Origin of the sequence: Cloacibacillus sp. An23, assembly GCF_002159945.1 — a bacterium.
GTDB lineage: Bacteria > Synergistota > Synergistia > Synergistales > Synergistaceae > Caccocola.
Genome location: NZ_NFJQ01000007.1, coordinates 154,251 through 175,205, shown reverse-complemented (window position 1 = coordinate 175,205; position 20,955 = coordinate 154,251). Strand labels below are relative to the sequence as shown.

The 20,955-nt window shown below is 57.5% G+C and carries 16 protein-coding genes; 12 read left to right on the top strand and 4 right to left on the bottom strand.

Annotated elements, in window-relative coordinates; all coding sequences use genetic code 11:
- Window positions 1–152: 152 nt before the first annotated feature.
- The 8 genes from B5F39_RS08530 (at window position 153) to iolC (ending at window position 7,847) form a co-directional block, all read left to right on the top strand.
- Window positions 153–944 (top strand): DeoR/GlpR family DNA-binding transcription regulator, encoded by a 792-nt coding sequence (locus tag B5F39_RS08530; RefSeq protein ID WP_158095998.1) that lies wholly within the window; start codon window positions 153–155, stop codon window positions 942–944.
- A 196-nt stretch (window positions 945–1,140) separates the two neighbouring features.
- Entirely contained in the window at window positions 1,141–2,421 is a 1,281-nt protein-coding gene (locus B5F39_RS08525; RefSeq protein WP_158095997.1) for a four-carbon acid sugar kinase family protein, read from the top strand.
- A complete protein-coding gene (locus B5F39_RS08520; RefSeq protein WP_087366005.1) occupies window positions 2,414–3,028 on the top strand; it encodes a class II aldolase/adducin family protein in 615 nt (204 codons plus the stop codon). The genes B5F39_RS08525 and B5F39_RS08520 overlap by 8 nt, the downstream gene beginning before the upstream one ends.
- Window positions 3,029–3,049: 21 nt before the next feature.
- Complete coding sequence (locus B5F39_RS08515) at window positions 3,050–4,057, top strand: TRAP transporter substrate-binding protein (RefSeq protein WP_087366002.1); 1,008 nt, start codon at window positions 3,050–3,052, stop codon at window positions 4,055–4,057.
- A gap of 81 nt (window positions 4,058–4,138) precedes the next feature.
- Window positions 4,139–4,687 (top strand): TRAP transporter small permease, encoded by a 549-nt coding sequence (locus B5F39_RS08510; protein WP_087365999.1) that lies wholly within the window; start codon window positions 4,139–4,141, stop codon window positions 4,685–4,687.
- A 14-nt stretch (window positions 4,688–4,701) separates the two neighbouring features.
- Complete coding sequence (locus tag B5F39_RS08505) at window positions 4,702–6,015, top strand: TRAP transporter large permease (protein WP_087365997.1); 1,314 nt, start codon at window positions 4,702–4,704, stop codon at window positions 6,013–6,015.
- 24 nt (window positions 6,016–6,039) lie between these two features.
- Window positions 6,040–6,861 carry a 2-amino-3,7-dideoxy-D-threo-hept-6-ulosonate synthase gene (locus B5F39_RS08500; protein ID WP_087365994.1) on the top strand — a complete coding sequence of 274 codons (822 nt, stop codon included), beginning with the start codon at window positions 6,040–6,042 and terminating at the stop codon, window positions 6,859–6,861.
- Window positions 6,858–7,847, top strand: coding sequence for a 5-dehydro-2-deoxygluconokinase (iolC, locus tag B5F39_RS08495; protein ID WP_087365991.1), 990 nt, complete (start codon window positions 6,858–6,860; stop codon window positions 7,845–7,847). Before B5F39_RS08500 ends, iolC begins: the two co-directional genes overlap by 4 nt.
- Window positions 7,848–7,990: 143 nt before the next feature.
- Here iolC and B5F39_RS08490 read toward each other — a convergent pair whose 3' ends face one another.
- Window positions 7,991–8,830 carry a MurR/RpiR family transcriptional regulator gene (locus tag B5F39_RS08490; RefSeq protein ID WP_087365989.1) on the bottom strand — a complete coding sequence of 280 codons (840 nt, stop codon included), beginning with the start codon at window positions 8,828–8,830 and terminating at the stop codon, window positions 7,991–7,993.
- A 168-nt stretch (window positions 8,831–8,998) separates the two neighbouring features.
- On the opposite strand from B5F39_RS08490, the gene B5F39_RS08485 reads away from it, so the two are divergent.
- The 3 genes from B5F39_RS08485 to B5F39_RS08475 all read left to right on the top strand — a co-directional run bounded on the left by B5F39_RS08485 (window position 8,999) and on the right by B5F39_RS08475 (window position 12,178).
- The gene (locus B5F39_RS08485; protein WP_158095995.1) at window positions 8,999–10,369 is read left to right on the top strand and encodes an MATE family efflux transporter; all 1,371 of its coding nucleotides are present in this window, start codon (window positions 8,999–9,001) and stop codon (window positions 10,367–10,369) included.
- The gene (locus tag B5F39_RS08480) at window positions 10,341–11,435 is read left to right on the top strand and encodes a Coenzyme F420 hydrogenase/dehydrogenase, beta subunit C-terminal domain (protein ID WP_087365983.1); all 1,095 of its coding nucleotides are present in this window, start codon (window positions 10,341–10,343) and stop codon (window positions 11,433–11,435) included. Before B5F39_RS08485 ends, B5F39_RS08480 begins: the two co-directional genes overlap by 29 nt.
- A gap of 296 nt (window positions 11,436–11,731) precedes the next feature.
- Window positions 11,732–12,178, top strand: coding sequence for an Hsp20/alpha crystallin family protein (locus B5F39_RS08475; protein WP_087365980.1), 447 nt, complete (start codon window positions 11,732–11,734; stop codon window positions 12,176–12,178).
- Between the two features lie 120 nt (window positions 12,179–12,298).
- Here the strand turns inward: B5F39_RS08475 and B5F39_RS08470 are convergent, their stop codons facing one another.
- From B5F39_RS08470 to B5F39_RS08460, 3 genes are all read right to left on the bottom strand, one after another.
- Entirely contained in the window at window positions 12,299–13,270 is a 972-nt protein-coding gene (locus B5F39_RS08470; protein ID WP_087365977.1) for a LysR family transcriptional regulator, read from the bottom strand.
- Between the two features lie 314 nt (window positions 13,271–13,584).
- A complete protein-coding gene (locus tag B5F39_RS08465; RefSeq protein ID WP_087365974.1) occupies window positions 13,585–14,013 on the bottom strand; it encodes a RidA family protein in 429 nt (142 codons plus the stop codon).
- Window positions 14,010–15,218, bottom strand: a complete 1,209-nt coding sequence (locus tag B5F39_RS08460; protein ID WP_087365971.1) for a pyridoxal phosphate-dependent aminotransferase — start codon at window positions 15,216–15,218, stop codon at window positions 14,010–14,012. The genes B5F39_RS08465 and B5F39_RS08460 overlap by 4 nt, the downstream gene beginning before the upstream one ends.
- Before the next feature lie 297 nt (window positions 15,219–15,515).
- Between B5F39_RS08460 and B5F39_RS08455 the strand changes: the two genes are divergently transcribed.
- Window positions 15,516–20,861 (top strand): Ig-like domain-containing alpha-2-macroglobulin family protein, encoded by a 5,346-nt coding sequence (locus tag B5F39_RS08455; RefSeq protein ID WP_087365968.1) that lies wholly within the window; start codon window positions 15,516–15,518, stop codon window positions 20,859–20,861.
- Window positions 20,862–20,955: the final 94 nt, after the last annotated feature.

Sequence of the window (20,955 nt, the reverse complement as noted above, 5' to 3'; positions counted from 1 at the left end):
AGACGTATCTTCATTTAGGCGGCGTTACAAATCCATATTGCCTGTAAGACAAAAATAATGCATAATACGGTAGCTTTTAGAAGATTTTGATGCGCAGCCGAAGACAGTCTGCGCTGCAAAAACAAGGACAGCGACGCAAGGCAAGTGAGAGCATGGAAAACATAAAAAATAGGGAGCGTAGAATAGCGCAGGAATTGGAGCTTTTAAAAAAGCGGCAGTACGTCTCCGTGAAAGAGCTTGCCGAGATGCTGAATGTTTCCGTGATGACGATCAGAAGAGATCTCGAGCTGTTGAGGAAAAATCACGTGCTTGAGAGGAGCCACGGATACGCCACGCTTGTAAAAAGCGGCTACGGCTATGCGAACGACGGCGAAGTGTATGACCTTCGCATGGCCAGAATTCAAAATATAAACGAAAAAGACCGCGTCGCCAAATATGCCGCGACGCTCGTCAGCCCGGGAGATTGGATTTTTCTCGATAACGGCACTACCGTGGCGCGAATAGTGCACTACTTGCCGACAGACTTTGAATTCACGGCGGTATGTTACAATTTTGCGATTTTACTGGAGTTGCTGAAACATCCAAATATAAAGATTATTTTCCCTGGGGGATACTACCATCCGGAAGATTATAACTTCACTTCATCCGAAGCCGTCGATTTTATTCGCAGGCATAGAGCGAACAAATCCTTTCTGTCAGTATCCGGTATACATGAAAGCCTGGGCATTACATGCATCAATTCCTTGCTGGTAGAACATAAAAGAGCGATGATCGCATCGTCGGCCGTGAATATCATTATGGCAGACAGCAGTAAATTCGGCGTTGTTAAAGCAAACCATTTTGCTGACATCAGCGACATCGACATGATCATCACAGATAACAAGCTGTCGCCTGAATGGCAGGAATGTCTTTCAAAAGCAAATATTAAATTCAAACTAGTTTAATAAAATCAACAATTCTATCGACAGGTTAAAACGGCGTGGATTTACGCCGTTTTTATATATGACTTCGTCATGGCGCTTTCATCACAGCAATAATGTTCGTTCAAACATTTAATGCTAACATAATGTAAAAAGCATTGACTAAAACACCATGTCATGCTATTTTTTAGCCATTAAGGAACACAATAAATGTTTTTATATGTTCGAAAGAACAGCTTTTTCAAGTGGTGATAGAGATATGTTTTTCACGGAGATAACAGACGATTTAACCGGCGCGGTAGACTCAGGCAGTTATTTCACCGGCAGGGGGCAGAGGCTTCGAATTTATACATCCGGAAGCGATGTCCCCAATCCGTGTCACGGTGAAATACATTCGTTCAACCTCTCGTCAAGAAACGTCGCCAAACAGCTTGCAGGGAAATTGCATTATGACCTTTTGTCTAAAATGCGTGAGACAAAAGGAGAAATCTTTATGAAAAAAATAGGCACCGGCTTTCGCGGCAACGACCCATATGAGCTCGAAGGGCTTCTAAAGGCGCGACAGGATTACGTCGTGTTTATTATCGACAACGCACCGGAGCTTGGAACGTTTACATTGTACGGGAATCAGTACTGCGAGGGCGAGATACTGCATAAATCATTATATGCGAACGATCCGATCTATCCGCCTACAGACCCTTATATTCCAAGGATATTGGCGAAAGATACGCAAATCCCGGTCGGCCTTGTAGATATAGACGTTGTTAAAGGCGGAGATATTAGAAGAGCGACCGCGGAAGAGTTGGACGAAGGGAAAAAAATAATAGTATTCGACGCCGTCACAGATAAAGACACGCTCAAGATTATCTCAGAACTAATGCCTGTATATGATAAAGTCTTCTGGACGGGTTCTCTCGGCATCGCAAACGGGCTGGCAGAGTTTTTATACGGCCCCCGCTCAATATGCTACAAGCCGCAGCGAAGAGATATACGATGCCTTTGTTTCAGCGCCTCCGATTACGACATAGCAAAAAGGCAGATAGAATACTCCCACAGTCTGGGGCTGAAAATCGTCTGCGCAGATATCGACGCATATATTGACGGCGACGGCTCAATTCCGTTTTCTGCAGCAGAATCCGCCGTCGAAATTCTGCGGGAGCATAACGTAATCATAACGCCTTCGGTAAGAAAATATTCCAAGAAGCCAGGAACCAATGTAAAAATACTTGAATGCATCGGCACGATCACAAAAATTCTGTCAGGGGAAGACATAATGTTTGACCGTCTTTTAATCGTAGGCGGGGAAACAGCTCAGACAATTTATAAAAACCTCGGCGTAGGGCAGCTTGAACTGGGGCTTTCGCTGGAGCCCGGCGTAGCCGAAGGGCACATTCTGGATGGGATATGGGGCGGGAAAGAATTCGTAATGAAAGGCGGCAGTATGGGCGACGTAAGCGTGTTGGAAAAAATGATGTGCCGCAGGGGAGACGCAAATGAATAACATGATAAAAGAAAAATATGCCGTCCAGGCTAATGAAATCGTTGAATATTCAAAGCTTGCGTACAGCATGAAGCTGGTCAGCGCAGCGGGCGGAAATATAAGCGCAAGATGCGGCGACAGGGTTTTGATTACGGGTACTAACGTCCCGTTACGAAATACTTCACATGACAACTTAGTCCTATGCGGCATGGACAGAAATGTCATTGAAAGCCCCGCAAACATCAAGCCGTCCAAAGAGCTCGGGCTTCATATCGGGGTATATAAGGCACGTCCTGAGGTTTGTTATGTCGTGCACCTGCATCCGACATTCTCAATAATCGCTTCTCTTAATCAAAAGAAACTACATCTTTATACGGAATCCGCGAGGCTGAAGTTAAAAGATGTGCCAATAATCCCAGTCAGCGCCCCAGGGTCTGACGATCTTGTAAATAAGGTGGTGAGCGTTGTTTCCAATACGCCGAATGATATAAATGCGTTTTTAATGGAAGCTCATGGCGTTTTAATCGTTGGCAAGACAATGGAAGACTGTTTCAATCAAGCCGAATTGCTTGAAGACAGCGCTAAGATTGCTGTTTTTCAAGCGCTGATGAATCCCAGTATCAAATAAGTTGAGAAAGGAGTAACGTTTATGAAGAAAAGTTTTATCGGAATAATATGTTCGCTGTTCGCAATAGGCGTCGTCGCGTTTGGCGCGGAGGCCGCGACGAGGTTCACCGTTACCGCCGACGTAACAGGAGACAGAGCTCCGTATGTGGAGCAGTTTGCTAAACTGATTGAAGAAAAAACAAACGGACGCTATGCCGCAAACGTTATCGCGGCAGGTTCTCTCGGAACCGGAGCTGATATGGCGCAGATGCTTCAGATGGGAACGCTTGACGTGCTCATGAGCGACGACATGACGCTGGACGGCGTGCTTAACGGCGCGCTCGGCTTCGCGTGGCTTCCCGGGCTCGTTTCCAACTATGAGGAGGCGGACGCTTATTACAACAACGGCTGGATCGCGCAGGAAGTCGCGAAGATCATGGCGAAAAACGGATTTATCAGGATTTCTTCGTTCTGCAACGGCTTCAGGCAGGTTGGGAACATCAAGCGTCCCGTCAAAGAAATGAAGGATCTCGCCGGTTTGAAAATCCGCACGCCTTCAGTCGAAGCCGTCGTTGAATTTTACGAGAGATGCGGCGCGCTTCCGGTAATGATCTCCGGCTCAGAGGTTCTGAACGCACTCCAGACAGGCACGGTAGACGGGCTTGACAACGCTGTGTTCAACTACACCAATCAGGGCATCACCGACGTCATCAAGCATATAACGGAGATCAACTACTGCTACTCCGGCGGCTGTTTTATCGCAGGCGCGCCGTTCTGGGAGAAGTTAAGCGATGAGGATAAAGCTATATTCGCAGAATGCGCCCAGGCCGTGTCCAACGATTTCACAAAGTTCTTCCGTGACAAGACGCAGAAGCTTACTCAGGACGGAGTTAAAAGCGGTCAGTGGACGGTGGATCAGCCTTCCGAAAATATGAAAGCGGAAATGGCGAAAATTTCAAAGGCGATATGGGATGAAAGCCGCGCCAAGTACGGCGATGAAATAATGGACGTAATCATCAGCGGCGAATACAAAACTTTATCCAAGAAGTAGCATTCCCATAAAGTCTGCGGCCTGGAGCTCAACCGAGTTTCAGGCCGTTTTATAAACAAAAAGCAGGAGGTTGCAGGCAAAATGGACGGCAGCGGCATCAAAAGGATAAGATGGCTGAACGATAAAGTATTGGGGGTCGAAACTTTTATTCTTTCACTTATTACGATAGGGTTGGTCGTCGCAATATCCGTGGAAGTGTTTTGCAGATACTTTCTTTTTATCTCAGCCGCGTGGGCTGAGGAACTTACACGTTATCTCTTTATATGGCTCACATATATAGGTTCGGCGTACGCAATATGGGAGGGCAGCCATACTGAAATAGACGTGCTGAAACAAGTGGTAGGCAACACAAAAGAGCCTTTCCGCAGCAAAGGGCTGAGAACGCTTGAGCTTTTTGCGATCATTTCAACATTCATTTTTCTCGTCGTGTTCGGCAAAATGTTTTTCGACTATATGATGCGGATCTGGAACACGACCCAGACTTCTCCCACGATGCACATACCTATGGGCCTTGTGTACCTGCCTGTGTTTATTGGCATAGTATTATGTGCTTTCCATGAAATATACCTGCTTGCCGAATGGATGGAAAGACACCGCAAGCATAATACCGACGCAGCCGTAGAACAATAAAGAGGTGAAATGATATGGCGTTAATTGCGTTGCTTGTGTTTTTAGTATCTTTTGCTGCCGTAACGGTGCTTTTCCGTATGCCCGTATCTTTCGGGCTGGGTACGGCTTCTCTGCTGGTTCTAGGTTACGCCGGATTCAACACGGTGACTGTGCCGCAGTTCGCTTTCTCAGGCCTAGACAGTTTCGCTCTGCTTGCGATACCGTTCTATATCTTCGCCGGAGTAATTATGGAATACAGCGGGATTTCCAAAATGCTGATCGACTGGGTAAAAGCTTTCGTCGGCAGAGTGCGCGGCGCGACGGGCATCATTACGATATGCGCATGTATGGCTTTCGGCGTTCTTACCGGGTCGGCGATGGCGACTATCAGCGCAATCGGTAAGATGATGGTGCCCGAATTAAAGAAGGATGGATACCCCAACGGATATTCCTCCGCGCTGCTCGCCGCCACCTGCTTTCTGGGGATACTGATACCGCCAAGCGTACCTGGAATAATGTACGCCTTAGCCTCGGGGGCTAAAATCACCCCTGTTTGGATGTCTACGATAGGTCCTGCCTTCGTGTTCGCGATTGGATATTTTATAATCAACTATTGGCGTATAGGACGGCATATGCCGAAACCCGCCAAGGTAGTACGCCACCCTGTCGAGAGGATAAAGGACATCAGCAAATCTACAGTATATGCCACACCGGCGCTTTTGATGCCGATAATCATTTACGGCAGTATCTACGGCGGGCTGTGCACCGTAACGGAAGCCGGCGCCATCAGCTGCGTGTATGGGATACTTTATTTCGCCGCGCTGAAAATAATAGATAAAAACAGAATAAAGATGACGTTCTGGAAATGCTGCGCCATCGCGGGAGCGTCTACAGCAGTCATCGGTCTTCTCAACGCATTCTCGGCTGTGGCGGGAAAGGTCATGACTCTGGCCGGGATCTCCAATTTCCTGTCTGGCGTCATTACCGAGAATATTACTACGACGGCGGGTTTCCTGATTATGATCAACATCATATTCCTTTTCATGGGGACGTTCATGGATATCAACGCCACGATTTTGATAATGACGCCGCTGCTCCTTCCCGTGGCGCTTACGTACGGTATAGATCCGATACATTTCGGCGCGATTATGCTCGTAAATATGTGTGTCGGCTTCCTCACGCCGCCGTTCGCCGTCGGGATTTTCGTCAGCACTAAAATAGCCGATTCTACGTTCGGGGATACGGTGCGAGAAGCCGTGCCATTCATCGGAGTTGGTCTTATAGCTATCGTCATCACTACAGTATGTCCGAAATACATATTCTTCTTCGTTAATCTCTTCGGCGGATAACATCTTAGAAATAGAGGGATAGAAATGCTTGGAAAAGAAATTCGTTTAAAAAGGCTCATTCCGGGAGAGGACGGGAAATATTTCGGCCTGACCGTGGATCATGCCATCGCGCGCGGAGTAATGCCGGGGCTGGACAACATCGATGATACGCTGGAGAAAATGATAGCCGGAGGCCCTAACGCCATAACTATGCACAAAGGAATAGCCGAAAAGTGTTTCGCGCCGTACGCGGGCAAAGTCGCTCTCGTGCTGAAGCTGACGACGTTCGGCGTATATCATTTCGACGAGGACGTTCAGGTCGCCGATGTTGAGGAAGCCATACTCCTCGGAGCGGACGCCGTATCGGTCGGATGTATAGTCGGCGGAGACAATCAGAAGGAGCAGATATCCATGCTCGGGCGAATCAGCAAAGATGCGCAGCGGTACGGCATGCCGCTGGTCTCCCATATTTATCCACGCGGCAACCATATCGCCGGCACAGACCAGTACAAAGTCGAAAACGTCATCTACGCCGCGAGGGCGGCGGCGGAGCTCGGCGTAGACCTGATCAAGACGAATTACACAGGAAGCGCGGAAAGTTTTGCAAAGGTGGTCGCCGCCGTTCCGGCCCGCGTCGCCATAGCCGGCGGCTTCCACTGTAAATCCGCAGAGGAATATATCTCTATGACCAGAGACGTTATGGACGCGGGGGCGGCCGGCGTAACATACGGGCGTTTCGTTTTCAGCTACCGTGATATAACCGCTCTTGTAAAGACGTTGTCCCGCGTCATCCACGAGGGCATTTCAGTCAAAGAGGCATTGGAATATCTCGAGTATTTGGAGCACTCGCGCGGAGACGGCAGATGATACTATCATTAGATGGCGCCAAGCCGAACGACGTCGTAGCGATGGGCAGATCCACCGTAGATCTTTATGCCAACGAGATAGGCCCGCTGGAAGAGGCGTCTACATTCAGCAAATATGTCGGCGGCTCCCCAGCCAACACGGCGGTCGCTATGGCGAAGCTCGGAATGAAGGTCGGTTATATCGGCAAGGTCGCTGACGATCCTTTCGGCAGATATATCGTCAATTATCTTAACGGAGCCAAAGTTGACACCTCCCATATAAAGACGGCGCAGCCTGGGATACGCTGCGGCGTTACGATAGGAGAAATCCTGCCCGATAAATGCAACTATTTCGTATATCGGAAGGACTGCGCCGATCTTCATATCGAATGCTCGGAGCTTGACGAGGAATATATCGCTTCGCACAAAATAATCTTGATTTCCGGCACCTCCCTGTCACATTCACCGGCGAGAGAAGCCGTTTTCAAGGCTATCGCCCTGGCTAAACGTAATAACGTAAAGGTCGCGTTTGATTTGGATTATCGCGACTATACGTGGGACGACGCCGAAAAAGCAGGAACCTATTTAACGCTGGCAGCGGAGCAGGCAGATGTCGTCTTAGGCACACGGGACGAATTTGATATTATGGAGAGTTTGTATTACGGCGAAGTGCATGACGACAGCCTTACGGCCCAAAGGCTTATCGACCGAGGTGTAACCGTAGTAAGCATAAAAAAAGGAAAACAAGGGTCGCACGTTTATACAAAAAACAGTATGACGACCGGAGGCATATATCAGGCAAAGGTGTTGAAAACCTTCGGTGCCGGCGATTCATATTCGGGGGCCTTTATGTACGGTTTGGTGCACGATATGCAGCCGGAGGAAAGCCTTCGTTACGCGGCCGCCGCCTCGGCGATCACGATTTCCGGGCATAGCTGCTCGGGTTCCATGCCCACGCTTGGGCAGGTAGAGGAATATATGGCGCGGCACGAATATATTATGCCGTAACAAATAAAATCTTCTAAAACAGCAAGTTATATGACGATACGACCGTCCTGCCGGAACATACAAAGATACAGATCTATCCGGCGGGAGGGCCGTATTATTTTATTTTATGACCGAAAAGCGAAAGAACCGTTCCTGCCGCTTTTCTAGTATTTCCCGGTCTTCTGCAGATATTTTTCCAGCCTTTCGCGGCGCGCGGCGTTTTCGTGTTCCAGGCGGCGGTTTACGAGGAGTATCAGCTTTTCCATGTTTACGAGGAAGCCGACGTGCGAGTCAAGGTAGCCCGCGCCGCCGCTGCGGCTTAGGATGACCTTCGCGGCTCCGCGCGCGGCCGGGGCGGCGAAGCTGTCGGTCATGGCTATGACGGGGCATCCGGCGTCGCGCGCTATCTGAGCCGCGACGGCGGCGTCGCTTGAGTAGCGTGCGAAGGAGATTATGATGAGCGCGTCTTCGGACGATATGTCCACCAGTTCGTCTACGAACGGGCGGCCTTCGCCGGTCGTTATGACGCGCGGCCGCGCGCAGGCAAGCTGCACCGCCGCGGCTGCGGCGAAGCCAGCGCAGGCACGGAAGCCTGCGACGTATAGATTGCGCGCATTCGCGGCGAGTCCGGCGGCCTCGGCTATTTTCCTGTCGTTTTCGGGCGTGTTCTGCGCCGCTATGTTGGCGGCGACATTGCGCGAGTAGAGCGCAAGAGCCGCTCCGTCGTCCGGCTCGCCGCGGATCGGGAGGCCCGCGCGCGCGCCGCCGTCCTCCGCGCCGGTCAGCTCTCTCTGCAGCGCGCGGCGGAAGGCCGCAAAGCTCCCGTAGCCGAGTTTTTTCGAGAGGCGGACGACGGTGGAGGGGCTCGTGCCGATGCGGGCCGCTATTTCGTTGGAGGACATGAAGCAGGCGCTTTTTTTGTCCCCGATTATGAAGTCCAGAACTTTTCTGTCCTTTTCCGTCAACCCGGCAGCCGCCGCGCGTTCCTCGAGAATCATGTCCATCGTCCGACTCACTCCTTTTCGCTGTAATTATATATGATTGGCGCGAATCATACAAAATCACAAATGCTTGACAAGCGTCATCGCGCGGGATAATATGACGCTTGAAAAGCACAGAAGATTTTTTATGACGCGGAAAAATCACCGAAGGAGGGCTGACGTATGCGGGATATGAGCAGGGGAAGCGTCGCCGGCAATATTCTGGCGTTCGCTTTTCCTCTGATGCTCGCGAATATATTTCAGCAGCTTTACGGCGTCGCGAACTCCGTCGTCGTGGGACGGCAGATGGGCGCGGCGGCTCTGGCGGCTACCGGGACGGCCATCCCCATCGTCAACGTCATGGTTTTTCTGCTGCTCGGCGTGACGATGGGAAGTTCCGTGCTTATGGCGGAGTTTTTCGGCGCGGGGGACGAGCGTTCGCTGAAGGACGAGCTTTCTACCTCGGCTGCTGCGGGGGCCGTCTTCACTCTCGCGCTGTCGGCCGCCGGCGTCCTGTTCACGGAGCCGCTGCTGGCGGTGATACGCACGCCCTCGGAGCTCGCGCCTATGGCCTCGGCCTATCTGCGGATTATTTTTCTCGGCCTTATTTTCACTTTTTTCTATAATCTGCTTTCGTTCGCGATGCGCGCCGTCGGCGAGTCGGCGGCCCCTCTCGTCTTTCTGATAATATCCTCGCTGCTGAACGTCGCGCTGTCGGTGCTTTTCGTGCGCGATTTCGGTCTCGGCGTCGAGGGCGCGGCGGCGGCCTCGGTGCTTTCGCAGGCGGTCTCGGCGCTGCTTTCGTTTTTCTATATAAAGCTGCGTCTTCCTGTGCTTGTGCCCGAGTCGTGGACGAAGATCAGCGCGCCGCTGCTGCGGCGGACGCTGTGGTTCAGCTCCGTCTCGGGCGTGCAGCAGACGGTGCTGTATTTCGGCATACTCGTGCTGCAGGGGGCGGTGAACCCGCTCGGCATCACCAGCATCGCGGCCTTCAACGCCGTCTCGCGCATCGACGGCTTCGTCATGTCGCTGAGCGACAGCTTCGCCAGCTCCCTTATGATGTTCGCCTCGCAGAACAGGGGCGCGGGCGAGAGGGCCCGCGTTTTTCTCGGCCTTCGGCGCACGCTCGGCCTCTGCGCGGCCGTGACTTCGCTCTGCGCGGTTCTGCTGCTGCTTTTCCCGCGCGCGCTCGCCTCGGCATTCCTCGGCCCGGGCGAAGATGAGGCGCTCGCGCGCGCCGTCTCGTTCCTGCGGACGATGGCGCTCTTTTACCTGCTTTCCGTGCCGTGCAACACTTTTCAGGGATTTTTCCGCGGCGTCGGGCGCATGAAGGTCGTTCTATACGCGACCTACATCCAGATACCGGTGCGCGTCGCAGTCTCCTACGCGCTCGCGCGGAGCGCCGGCATAAACGCGGTGGCGGCCGGGATAAGCGCGGGATGGGTCTGCATGGCTTCGTACCAGTTGTTCGAATACCGAAGATTTGTAAAATATGAACGGGGCGGAAAGCCAACGGAAGGAATGAGACTAGAAAATGAAAACGGAAGAACTTGTGCCGGATAAAAAAGCGTGCTGCGGATGCGGCGCGTGCGAGGCGGCCTGCCCGACGGACGCGATTTCGATGCGCGCCGACGAAGAGGGATTTTTATATCCGTCCATAGACGCGGTCGCCTGCGTCGGATGCGGGCGCTGCGCCGCGGTCTGCCCGATGAGAGACGGCGCGCGCTGGAAGGCGGATAAAGAGCCGCGCTTCTTCGCCGCAAAGCACCGCTCTGAGGATGTGCTGAGACATTCCACCTCCGGCGGAGCTTTCACCGCGATTTCGGACGCCGTGCTCGCGCGCGGCGGCGCGGATTTCGACGAAAAGCTGCGCGTCGTCCACAAAATGACCGATACGGCGGAGGGGCGCGACCGCATGAGATTTTCAAAATACGTGCAGAGCGACATGCGCGCCATGTTCCGCGCGGTGGAGGACGAATGCGCGCGCCGGCCCGTGTTATTCACCGGGACGCCATGCCAGTGCGCGGCTCTGCTCTCATACCTCGGCGGAAGGCCGGAAAACCTCTTCGTCTGCGACCTGATATGCCACAGCATACCGAGCCCGCTCGTCTGGGAGAAATACAAGAGTCTGCTTGAAGAAGAACACGGCGCGAAGATAGCCGAAGCGCGCTTCCGCTCGAAAGAGCACCCGTGGGGGCGCGCGAACAGCAACAGAGGCTTCGCCTGCCGCTTCGAGGGCGGGGACGAATTCATCGAGGACGACAGATTTTACAGGCTCTTCATATACGAGCGGACCATCGCGCGCCCCTCGTGCTCGGCCTGCCCCTTCACGGACGTGCGCCGCGTCTCCGACATAACCATAGCCGACTGCTTCGGCATAGAAAAATACGCGCCGAATCTATACGACCCGCTCGGCGTGTCGCTGATGATGGTAAACACGGAAAAAGGCGGAGAAATGCTCGCTGCGATATCCGGCGCGATGGAGCTGCACGAGCGCCCGAAAGAGGAAAGCACCGCCGAACAGCGGCGTCTCTCGCGCCCCGGCAGAATGCCGGAAAGCCGCGCGGCCTTCTGGGAGGCCTTCCGCAAAGGCGGCCTCAAAGCCGCGATCGACTCACTTAAAAAATAAAAGCAAGCAAAGCGACACCCAAAAACTCCGCGGCGGGGGACGCACAGCCCGCCGGGGACGCGGAGGCGGCACGCACCGCCGCTTCCGCCGCGCCCGCATACCGCCGTCACCGCACACGCGAAAACGCCCGAGGCCGCCGTCAAAGAAATTTTTATAAAGGTCAGAAATTCGTCAGAAAAAGTATTGACAAATTTTGACCAAAGACTATAATACAACATGAAAAGAGAGAGGGGCGTTAGAGACGGAAGAAATGCAAAAAGCCTCGGACGCCTAAGATTTTAAGGAGACGATAAACCATGCTACCGAAAATTTTTAGAGAAAACGCAATCGACAACTTCTTTGACGACTTCGCCTTCGGCGCGCCGTTCGGACTCAGCCACAGGACGAACGGCAAGAACGAATGGAGCGGCCTGATGAAGATGGACATCAAGGACAAAGACGGGCAGTACACCGCCGACATCGAGCTGCCGGGCTGCAAGAAAGAGGACATCTCGATAGAGCTCAACAACGGCTACCTCACCGTGACCGCGAACAGGAACTACAACAACGACGAGAAGGGCGAAGACGGCAAGTTCATCCGCCGCGAACGCTTCTCCGGCCAGTGCTCGCGCAGCCTCTACATCGGCGAGCACGTGAAGCAGGAAGACGTGAAAGCCAAATTTGAAAACGGCGTGCTCTCGCTGAGCTTCCCAAAAGAGGGCGAAGAGACGAAAAAGAGCAGCACAATCGCCATCGAAGGATAACGCAAAACCAAATTCCGAAGAAACACAAAAGGGGGACGGCCTTAGGGCCGCCCCTTTTTTATATGCTATGCGCGGCTGAACGCCCGCGTTCCGGCTATCAGCGGAAGCCCGTCTCAAGCGTCATCCCGCCGTTCCTTCTCCGCCGCCGCGCCGGACGGCGCTGTTTTTCATCATAAACTCCATGAAAGCCTCCGCGGCCTGTGGCAGTTTGCGCGACTTTTTGCGGGCCACGTAGATTCCGCGCACGGTGCGCGCGTCGTCTATGCGGTAGAAGCAGAGGCCGCCGCCGTCGTACCTTATCAGCTCGGCGCGCACGAAGGCCGCGCCTATGCCCGCCGCCGCCATATGGTACGATGTCATGAGCTGGTCGAGCGTCATTATCACCTTCGGCGTCACGCGCGCCTGCTGAAAAATTTTCAGCGCGCGGTCGTGCATGTCGTTGCCTTTTTTCAGCAGCAGGAACGGAACGTCCGCGAACTCCGCCGCCGAGACGCGCGGCGCGCCGTCCCTCACGCGCAGGCCATCGAGGTCGCCGGCGGTCACGCTGAGCTCCGCGAGATGTCTGTTTACGGGAAAATCGCGCGGCACGGCCAACACTATCTCCTCTTCACCTATCTCCGCGCTTTTGTAGGCGTTCGGCGGCAGTTCCTCGACCGCGATGCATACGTCTATCGTCTCGGCCTGCAGGCAGTTGACGAGGTCGTCCACTCCGGCCTCAATTATGTTCACGCGGGCGCCGAGGTGTTCCGCGCTGAATTTTTTGACGAGCGCGGGAAGCACGTAGGTGCAGAAGAAGGCCGGGGCTCCGATGTTGAGCGTCATGCGCCGCTCCGCGAGGAAGCCGTCGAAGTATTCCTCGAGGGCCTTTTGCTCGCGCAGCATGTTCTCCACAGCCGCGACGTATCGCCGTCCCGCCTCCGTGAGCTCCACCGGCGCGCGGCCCCTGTCGAAGAAGGCACATCCCCACCGCGATTCCTCGCGCTGTATCGCCGCGCTGAGAGCGGGCTGAGACACATAGAGCTTCTGCGCCGCCTTGGAAAAGCTCTTCTCCTTATAGACTTCGTAGATGTATAACGCGCCGTTCTTGAGCATCGCGCCGCCTCCGCAAATTTACGCTCCGTCGTGAAATTTGCGCGCTAGCCGCGAAACGCAGCCGCGCGCATGGATCCGTGAAAAGTATATACGCGGCGGCGAACGGGCGGCAAGTACGGAAAACTGTGGTGCGCGGAGACTTTTTTCACATATCGTGCAAAGCGCCGCGAATTTACGCCGGCTCGGCGAACGTGCGGAAACGACTAAAATTTATGGATTTTGCCGTGTTCTGCGAGACGGGCGGACACGTGTGAAAATGCCGCCCGTTTTCGCTTCGGGCGGCATTTTCGCTTTGTTTCGCAAATTTGGGATTTTTACCCGGCCATGCAGACGAGCTGTATTTCGACGGGCGCTTCTCCGGGGAGGCCGGCTATCCCTATCGCGGCGCGCGCGGCGGTGCCCGGTTCGCCGAGCTCTTCGCAGAGGTATTCGCTCGCGAAGTCGGCGATTTTCGAGTGGGCCGAGAAGCCGTCAGCGGCGTTGACGTAGACGGTCATCGAGAGGACGCGCGCTATTTTTTCGCCCTCTTCGAGCCTGTTGCGCGCCGCGGTAAGAGCGTTGGCCGCGGCAAGACGCGCCGCTTCGCGGTATTTTTCAAGCGGCTCGCCGGGCTGCACCTTGCCGGAGAACTGGAGCACGCCGTCTTTGCGCGGCGTCATGCCGGCCGTGAATATCATGTTCCCGCAGCGCGTAGCAGGGACATATTTTCCCTGCGGGACGGGGTCTTTTTTCTTTCCGCTCATTTTCTGTAAAGCTCCATGAGCTTGAAGAGACGCTCCATCGCGGCGACGGCTTTGTCGTGGTCCTGCGAGAAGTTGATGCGGAAGCTGTGCAGGAACTGCGGGCCGAACTCGGTGCCGGGCGTTACGGTGACGCCGGCGTGCTCGCGCGCGATGCGGATGAACTGGTGGAGCGACACGTCGAGCTCCGGTATGCTGATGAAGAGGTAGCTTCCGCCGTCGGTCGGGCGCGCCGTCACGCCGGGGACTTTCTTTATCACCGCCATGATGTCGTCGCGTATGCGCCGGTGCTCCGCGACGCGCGCGGCGAGCCAGCCTTCCGGCTCGCTGAACCAGCAGCGGAATACGGCCTGGTTGTAGCCGCCGCAGCGCAGCGACATGATGGCCTGTAGCTTTTCCATGCGCTCGATTATCTCAGCCGTGCCGAAGGCCGCGCCGAGACGGTAGCCGCTGAGCGACTCGGTCTTTGACGGGCCGATTATCGTTACGAGGTTTTCCGGGATCTCCTTCTGCGCGCAAAGGTGCGTGTACTCGACGCCCGGATATACCTGGCGCGAGTAGAGCTCGTCGACGATGAGCGTCGCGCCGTATTTTTTCGCGAGTTCTGCGATTTTGAGTATTTCTTCGCGAGAGTAGACGCAGCCGGCGGGATTGTTGGGGTTCGAGAAGAGGAAGAGCTTCACACCGCCCTTGAAGGCCTCTTCGAGCGCGGCAAGGTCTATGCCCGAGCCTTTTTCTTTGTCCTCGTAGTGCATGAGTACCGGCACGAGTTCGCCGCCGAAGAACTCGGTCATCTTGCGGTTGCCGAAGTAGTCCGGCTCGACGATGGCGACTTTGTCTCCGGGCATGATGTTCGCGCCCATCGCGAGGAAGAGCGCGCCCTGCGTGCCGGGCGTGAGGATGAGGTTTTTCGCGGGGTCTATCGCGGCGCCCGAGAAGGCGGAGAGTTTCGCCGCCACGTCCTCGAGTATCTCTTTTCTGCCGCGGTAGGGCGTGTAGGCCTGCGACGCGCCCTCTTCGACGCCTTTGGCGAAGAATTCGAAGCTGCCGGGCGTCGGCTTGTGCGCGTCTACGTCGCCGTGGCTGAAGTCCACGGGCGCGCCTTCGAGCTTAGGCCCGCGAAGGTCGAGCGCTTCGTTTTTCTGCAAGCTTTCCTGTCCCGGCGCGTTGTCTACGCCGAGCGTGCTGAATTTTTCGACTATGTTCAATGAAAACGCCTCCTAAAGAGATGTCTGTAATTTGCTTTGCGTTTTTTATATCAAACGCGCGCGGGCGCGTCCAATATTAAAAAATTATAATGTTATAACACGGGCCCGGCGCGGCCCCGGAGCATTCGGCTGGCTGAATTTTTCGTTTTTATCCGGGTTTCCCTTAAATCGTAAGGCACGTGCCGCGGAGCGGATTCTCACATAAATCGCACACGACGGGCTTAAAATCTCCACATTTTCGTTGTATGCTTATGCCGGTGGAAAACTTGAAAAATACTCTTTTGCGGAGGTATAGCTATGGAGCACAGAAGATTGCTTTCGGGCGGAGTTCTCGCGGCGTGCGCCGTTTTCGCGGCGCTCGCGCTTTTCGCCGCGCCGGTGCTCGGCGGGAAGGGCGGCTTTTACGTCCGTTCCTTCTCGCCGCAGGGCGAGACCGGCGGCGCGGTCGAGATAACGGCGCGCTTCAGCGAGGCCGCAGTCGCGGACGACGCCGTCGGAAAGAAACTCGCGCCGTCCGAGTCGCCTTTCGTCTTTTCGCCGGAGATAGCGGGCGCGGGCGAGTGGCGCGACGGCTCGACCTTCGTCTTTACGCCGTCGGGCGGACGGCTCGCGCCCGCGACGCGCTACACGGCTACCGCTCGCGATTCGCTGGCGTCGGCGGGCGGCGAAGCGCTCTCCGGCGCGCGGAGCTTCACCTTCTCCACTCCGGCGCTCGCCTTCACCGGCGCGAAGCAGACGGATTTCGACCAGCAAAGCGGGCGCACGGAGTTCGAGCTCGAGTTCTCGCTGCCGGTCTCGCCTTCACGGCTGCGCGGCTACGCCGAGGTGAAGGACGAGAAGGGCGGGACGTACGACTACGCGCTGACGCAGACGGTCTCGAAAAAGATACGCCTCTCCGTCGGCGCGGCGCGCGCGGAAAGGCTTTTCCTTTCGATAGCGGCGGGGCTTCCCTCCGAGGCCGGGCCGCTCGGACTTGAGAAGGCCGTGAGCGTCGAGCTGAAGCGCTCGCTCGTGATGGAGCTGCGCGGCGCGCGCGCGGAGTCCGGCATGGACGGCGGGCGGATAATAATAGAGACGACCGCGCCCGTCGATCTCGCGAAGGCGGCCTCTTTCATAGAGATTTCGCCGAAGAAGGATTTCACGGTCGAGCCCTACGGCGGCGGCTTCGCGCTTGCGTCTAAGGGCTTCGGGCCGCAGGACAGGGTGAAGGTGACGATAAAGAAGGGATTCCCCGCGCTTTCGGGGCGCGCCCTCGCGGCTGAGTGGAGCCGCGCCTTCATATTCCCCGACGTCGAGCCGTCGGTGCGCTTCCCCGAGCCGGGCAGCGTCATATCTCCCGAGGATTCGATGCGCGTGCCGGTCGAGAGCGTAAATTTCGACAGGCTGCGCGTGATAATCTGGAAGCTCTACGACAACAACATCCCGCTCGCGGCGCGCGGCGGCTACGGCGAGTACAACTACCCGACGGACCTTTCGCGCTACGTCGTCGCGAAGGAATTTTCGGTTAAAGGCCGCCCGAACGAGACGGCGCGGCGCGCGCTCGACCTGCGCCCGCTGCTCGGCGGCGAGCGCGGCGTCTTCCTCGTCATAGCGCAGGGGCAGGGCCGAGCGTGGAGCGAGGCGCGGCGCATGATAAACGTCACGGACCTCGGGCTGACCGTATCGGTAGGCGAGAGCGGCGCGGTCGCGCGCGTGCTCTCCGTATCGACCGCGAAGCCCGTAGCGGGCGCGAAGGTCACGCTCTGGTCGCATTCCAACCAGCCGGTCGGAACGGGCGTCACTGGGGCCGACGGCACGGCGCGCATAGCGCTCACGCCGGACGACGAGCGCGGCAGGCCATACACGGCGGTCGCGGAGAAGGACGGCGACGCGTCGTACATCAACCTCTTCAGCGGGCTTTTCGGCGGCAACGACGAATTCGACACGGGCGGCCTGCCGTGGGTCGAGCGCGGATATTCCGCCTACTGCTGGACGCCGAGGGACATTTTCCGCCCAGGCGAGAAAATCCCGGTTTTCGCGATAGTCCGCGGCGCGGACGGCAAAGCGCCCGAGCCCTTCCCGATGAAGATGAAAGTCTGGTCGCCCGGCAAGCTCTGGACGACGCTCGACGCGAAGCTGACGGCGGAGGGAGTTTTCGCCTCGGAGCTCGAACTTCCCGCCGAAGCCCAGACCGGCTCGTGGGGCTTCGAACTGTCCGTCCCAGGCTCGGAGCGCGCGCTCTGCTACAAGAGCGTCTACGTCGAAGATTTCGCCTCGCCGCGCATGTTCGTAGAAGCGTCGGCGAAACCGGCCTCCGTCACCGGAAACGGCAAAACGGAGATAAACATATCCGCGCGTCACGCATTCGGAAGCCCGGCGTCCGGCATGGCGTGGGAGGCGGAGCTGCGGCTTATAGACAAAAATTTTGAACACGAGAAATGGAAGGGCTTCTCCTTCCGCGACGAAGAAAAGAAGTTCTCGCCCGAAAGCCGCCTCTTCGCCTCCGGCGAGCTCGACGCGGATGGCAAGGCTGTCGCCGCGCTCGAGTGCGGCGGATGGAGCGTCCCGTCGATGCTCGGCCTCTCCGTGCGCGCTGGCGTAATGGACGACGGCGGACGCTGGACCTACGAGACGGTCATCGTGCCGTGGTATCCGTCGGAGGTGATGGCGGGCATAGATATGCCGGACAACGCCGCCCCCGGACGCGCCGTGAATTTCCGCGCCGCGGCGGTAAAGACGGACGGCTCGCCCGCGCCTGTGAAGGAGATGAAATATTCCTTCTTCCTCGCGGTGCGCCGCGCGGTCGTCTTTGAGAGCGAAGGGCGCATGAGCCGCAGGGTCGAAGAAGAGCTGATTCCGCGCGGCGAAGGCGTGATAAAGCTGACGGACGGCGTGGGCAAAGGCGCGGTGACGCCGAAGGAACCGGGGCAGTACCTCCTTCGCGTGGAAACGGCGGACGGCTCGTCGCGCGCATCGTCGCGCCTCTACGTCTACGGCGCTGGCGGCGAGGGCGGCACGGAGCTGCCGGACGCCGTGACCGTGACGACCGACAAAAAGAGCTACAAGGTCGGGGAAACCGCGAAAATCAAGATAAAATCCCCGTTCGTGGGCTCGGTGCTGCTCTCCGTCGCGACCTCGTCGCCGCGCTGGGAGGAGTGCCGCGCGATAAGCGGAAAGACGGCGGAGTTCTCCGTTAAAGTAACGGAAGAGATGAAGCCGAACGCGTGGATCACGGCGCACGTCGTGCGCCCCGCCTCGAAGGACGGCAGGCCGCCGCGCGCTTTCGGAGCCGCGCCGCTGCTCGTGGACAACTCCGACAGCCGCCTGACCGTCGAGATTGCGCCCGTGCCCGAGATGAAGCCCGGCGAAAATAAAATATCGCTCTCCGTGAAGGACGCGGCGGGCAGGGGCGCGGCGGCGGACGTGACGCTGATGGTGACCGACGAGACGGTACTCGGCCTCACGGGCTACGAGACGCCCGCGCCGTGGGAGTTCTTCACGGGACGCAGGCAGCTCGGCGTCGAGACCTACGACCTCTACGGCTCGATGCTCACGCCCGAGAAGCCCGGCACGCCGCTGCTCACGGCGGGCGGCGGCATGGGGGCCGAGATGGACGCCGCTATGGCGTCGCGCATGATGAAGATGCAGAACAACCTCAGCCCGGTGCAGGCGCAGAGGTTCCGCACGCTCTGCCTGACGGCGCGCGCGAGGACGGACGAAAACGGAAAATGCTCCGTTACGCTCGACGTGCCGGAATTTTCGGGGACGGCGCGCGTCATGGCGATAGCCGCGACGCCCTCCGCCGAGGGCGCGGGCGAGACGGAGACGCGCATCGCGCGCGACGTCGTGACGGAGCCGTCGCTTCCGCGCTTCGCGGCGCCGGGCGACGTTTTTGAAGCGCCGTGCAGGCTCTTCAACATGACCGGTAAACCCATAGAAGTTATCTTAAAGGCGGAGAGCCTCGACGAATCAAAGCTCGCAAGCATGGATTTCTCATGCCGCGATTATAAGAAGCTTACGATAGAGCCGAACGGCTCCGTCACAGTTCCGCTGCGCTTCCAGGCGAAGGGCGCGGGCGTCGCGAAGGTGCGCTTCACGACCGAATGGCCCGGCGGCTCCGCGGTCTCCGAGACGGAGCTGCCGGTGCGCCCCGCCGCGCCGCGCGTGACGGAGAGCGGATTCAAGACGCTCGAGCCTGGCGGGAAATGGAGCTTTGCGCTCCCCGGCGCCGGCAGGGACGGCGCGGAAAACTTCGCGCAGGTGACGGCGGCGCTATCCGCTATGCCGCAGCTTTCGATTTCGTCCGTCGCGCGCATGCTCGCCTCGTACCCCTACGGATGTTTCGAGCAGACCGTCTCGGCGGCGTGGACGCGGATATTCGCGCCGGAGCTCGTAAAGGGGCTTGACCCCGCGCTCGCGGACGGCGGCGCCGCGGCCTCGGCGATACGCGCGATTGAGGCGCGCCAGAACTACGACGGCGGCTTCCCGCGACGCTCCGGCGAATCGTGGTCGCGTCCGTGGGAGAGCCTCTACGGGGCGCACTTCCTGCTCGAGGCGCGCCGCATGGGATACGAGGTCTCCGGCGACGTTCTGCGCTCCGCCGTCGAATACGCGCGCGCGCTGCTGCCCGCCGCGCCTAGCGACGAAAGCGACGAAGCGTGGCGCGACACTCTGACGAGGCGCGCATACGCCTCGTTCGTGCTCGCGCTCGCGGGCGAAGCGCCGCTCGGGTGGATGGAAAGCCTCAACGAGAACGCCGGGCAGATGGCCCCGTCGGGCCGTCTGCTGCTCGCCTCGGCCTACGCGGCGGCGGGCGACAAAAAGTCAGCCATGTCGCTGATAGGCAAGCCGTCAGCTGCACCGAAGAGCGCCGGAGGCGGCGACAACTTCGACTCAGCTCTGCGCGACGAGGCGCTCCGCCTGCTCGCTCGCACATACGCTGAGCCGGCGGGAGCGGAAACCGCGGCGGCGGCATCGGCGCTGATCGAGAAGATAAACTCCGGCGCGCGTCTCACGACGCAGGAAGGCGGCTTCGCGGTCGCCTCGCTCGGACGCTGGTTCGCCGCGAACCCGAGCCGCGGAACGCCGTCAGGCGCGCTCTCCTGCGCAGGCTTCGACGGAAAAGTGAACGCCAAAACCCCGTCCGTGACCTCCGACAAAGCCGGAGAATACACGGCGAGGAACACCGGTAAAGCGCGCCTTTACGCGGCGTGGTCGGTCTCCTACATCCCGACCGGCGGGATAAAACAGCGCGACGACGGCATAGAGCTGCGCCAGCGCATAGCGGAGCGCTCCGGCAAGGCCGTAGAAGGCTCGGTCGAACGCGGCGCGGCTCTCACCGCGACGGTCACGGTGACGCCGAAATCCGGCGCGCTGAAAGACGTGGCTGTGGTCCTTCCGCTCCCGGCCGGATTTGAGATAGAAGAGGCGCGCCTCGCCGCGGACGGCGAACAGACGCCTGCGGGCGTGACCGCCGACGAGCGCGACGACAGGCTCGTCCTCTACATAGACCGCCTCGAAAAGCCGCTCACGTGGCGCTACGCGATGCGCGCCGTGACCGAAGGCTACTTCGCAGTCCCGCAGATCTACGCCGAGTGCATGTACGACGCGGGAATATCGAGCGTCAGCGGCGGCGGCACGATAAAGGTAAATGCCGCGAAATAAAGAAACATCGGGGAGAGTTCCGGGCGTGCCCGGCGCTCTCCTTTCGCGTTTCAAAATGTCGGGGGCGGAGAAAAAAGCCGCCCTCGTCATACTT

Excerpts from the sequence above, each read along its gene's own strand:
- B5F39_RS08490 (WP_087365989.1), bottom strand. The coding sequence starts at position 8,830 with ATGGACATGATTCTCGAGGAACGCGCGGCGGCTGCCGGGTTGACGGAA.
- B5F39_RS08515 (WP_087366002.1), top strand. The coding sequence starts at position 3,050 with ATGAAGAAAAGTTTTATCGGAATAATATGTTCGCTGTTCGCAATAGGC.
- B5F39_RS08455 (WP_087365968.1), top strand. The coding sequence starts at position 15,516 with ATGGAGCACAGAAGATTGCTTTCGGGCGGAGTTCTCGCGGCGTGCGCC.
- B5F39_RS08510 (WP_087365999.1), top strand. The coding sequence starts at position 4,139 with ATGGACGGCAGCGGCATCAAAAGGATAAGATGGCTGAACGATAAAGTA.
- B5F39_RS08465 (WP_087365974.1), bottom strand. The coding sequence starts at position 14,013 with ATGAGCGGAAAGAAAAAAGACCCCGTCCCGCAGGGAAAATATGTCCCT.
- B5F39_RS08480 (WP_087365983.1), top strand. The coding sequence starts at position 10,341 with ATGAAAACGGAAGAACTTGTGCCGGATAAAAAAGCGTGCTGCGGATGC.
- B5F39_RS08470 (WP_087365977.1), bottom strand. The coding sequence starts at position 13,270 with ATGCTCAAGAACGGCGCGTTATACATCTACGAAGTCTATAAGGAGAAG.
- B5F39_RS08530 (WP_158095998.1), top strand. The coding sequence starts at position 153 with ATGGAAAACATAAAAAATAGGGAGCGTAGAATAGCGCAGGAATTGGAG.
- B5F39_RS08485 (WP_158095995.1), top strand. The coding sequence starts at position 8,999 with ATGAGCAGGGGAAGCGTCGCCGGCAATATTCTGGCGTTCGCTTTTCCT.
- B5F39_RS08475 (WP_087365980.1), top strand. The coding sequence starts at position 11,732 with ATGCTACCGAAAATTTTTAGAGAAAACGCAATCGACAACTTCTTTGAC.
- B5F39_RS08520 (WP_087366005.1), top strand. The coding sequence starts at position 2,414 with ATGAATAACATGATAAAAGAAAAATATGCCGTCCAGGCTAATGAAATC.
- B5F39_RS08500 (WP_087365994.1), top strand. The coding sequence starts at position 6,040 with ATGCTTGGAAAAGAAATTCGTTTAAAAAGGCTCATTCCGGGAGAGGAC.
- B5F39_RS08525 (WP_158095997.1), top strand. The coding sequence starts at position 1,141 with ATGTTCGAAAGAACAGCTTTTTCAAGTGGTGATAGAGATATGTTTTTC.
- B5F39_RS08505 (WP_087365997.1), top strand. The coding sequence starts at position 4,702 with ATGGCGTTAATTGCGTTGCTTGTGTTTTTAGTATCTTTTGCTGCCGTA.
- iolC (WP_087365991.1), top strand. The coding sequence starts at position 6,858 with ATGATACTATCATTAGATGGCGCCAAGCCGAACGACGTCGTAGCGATG.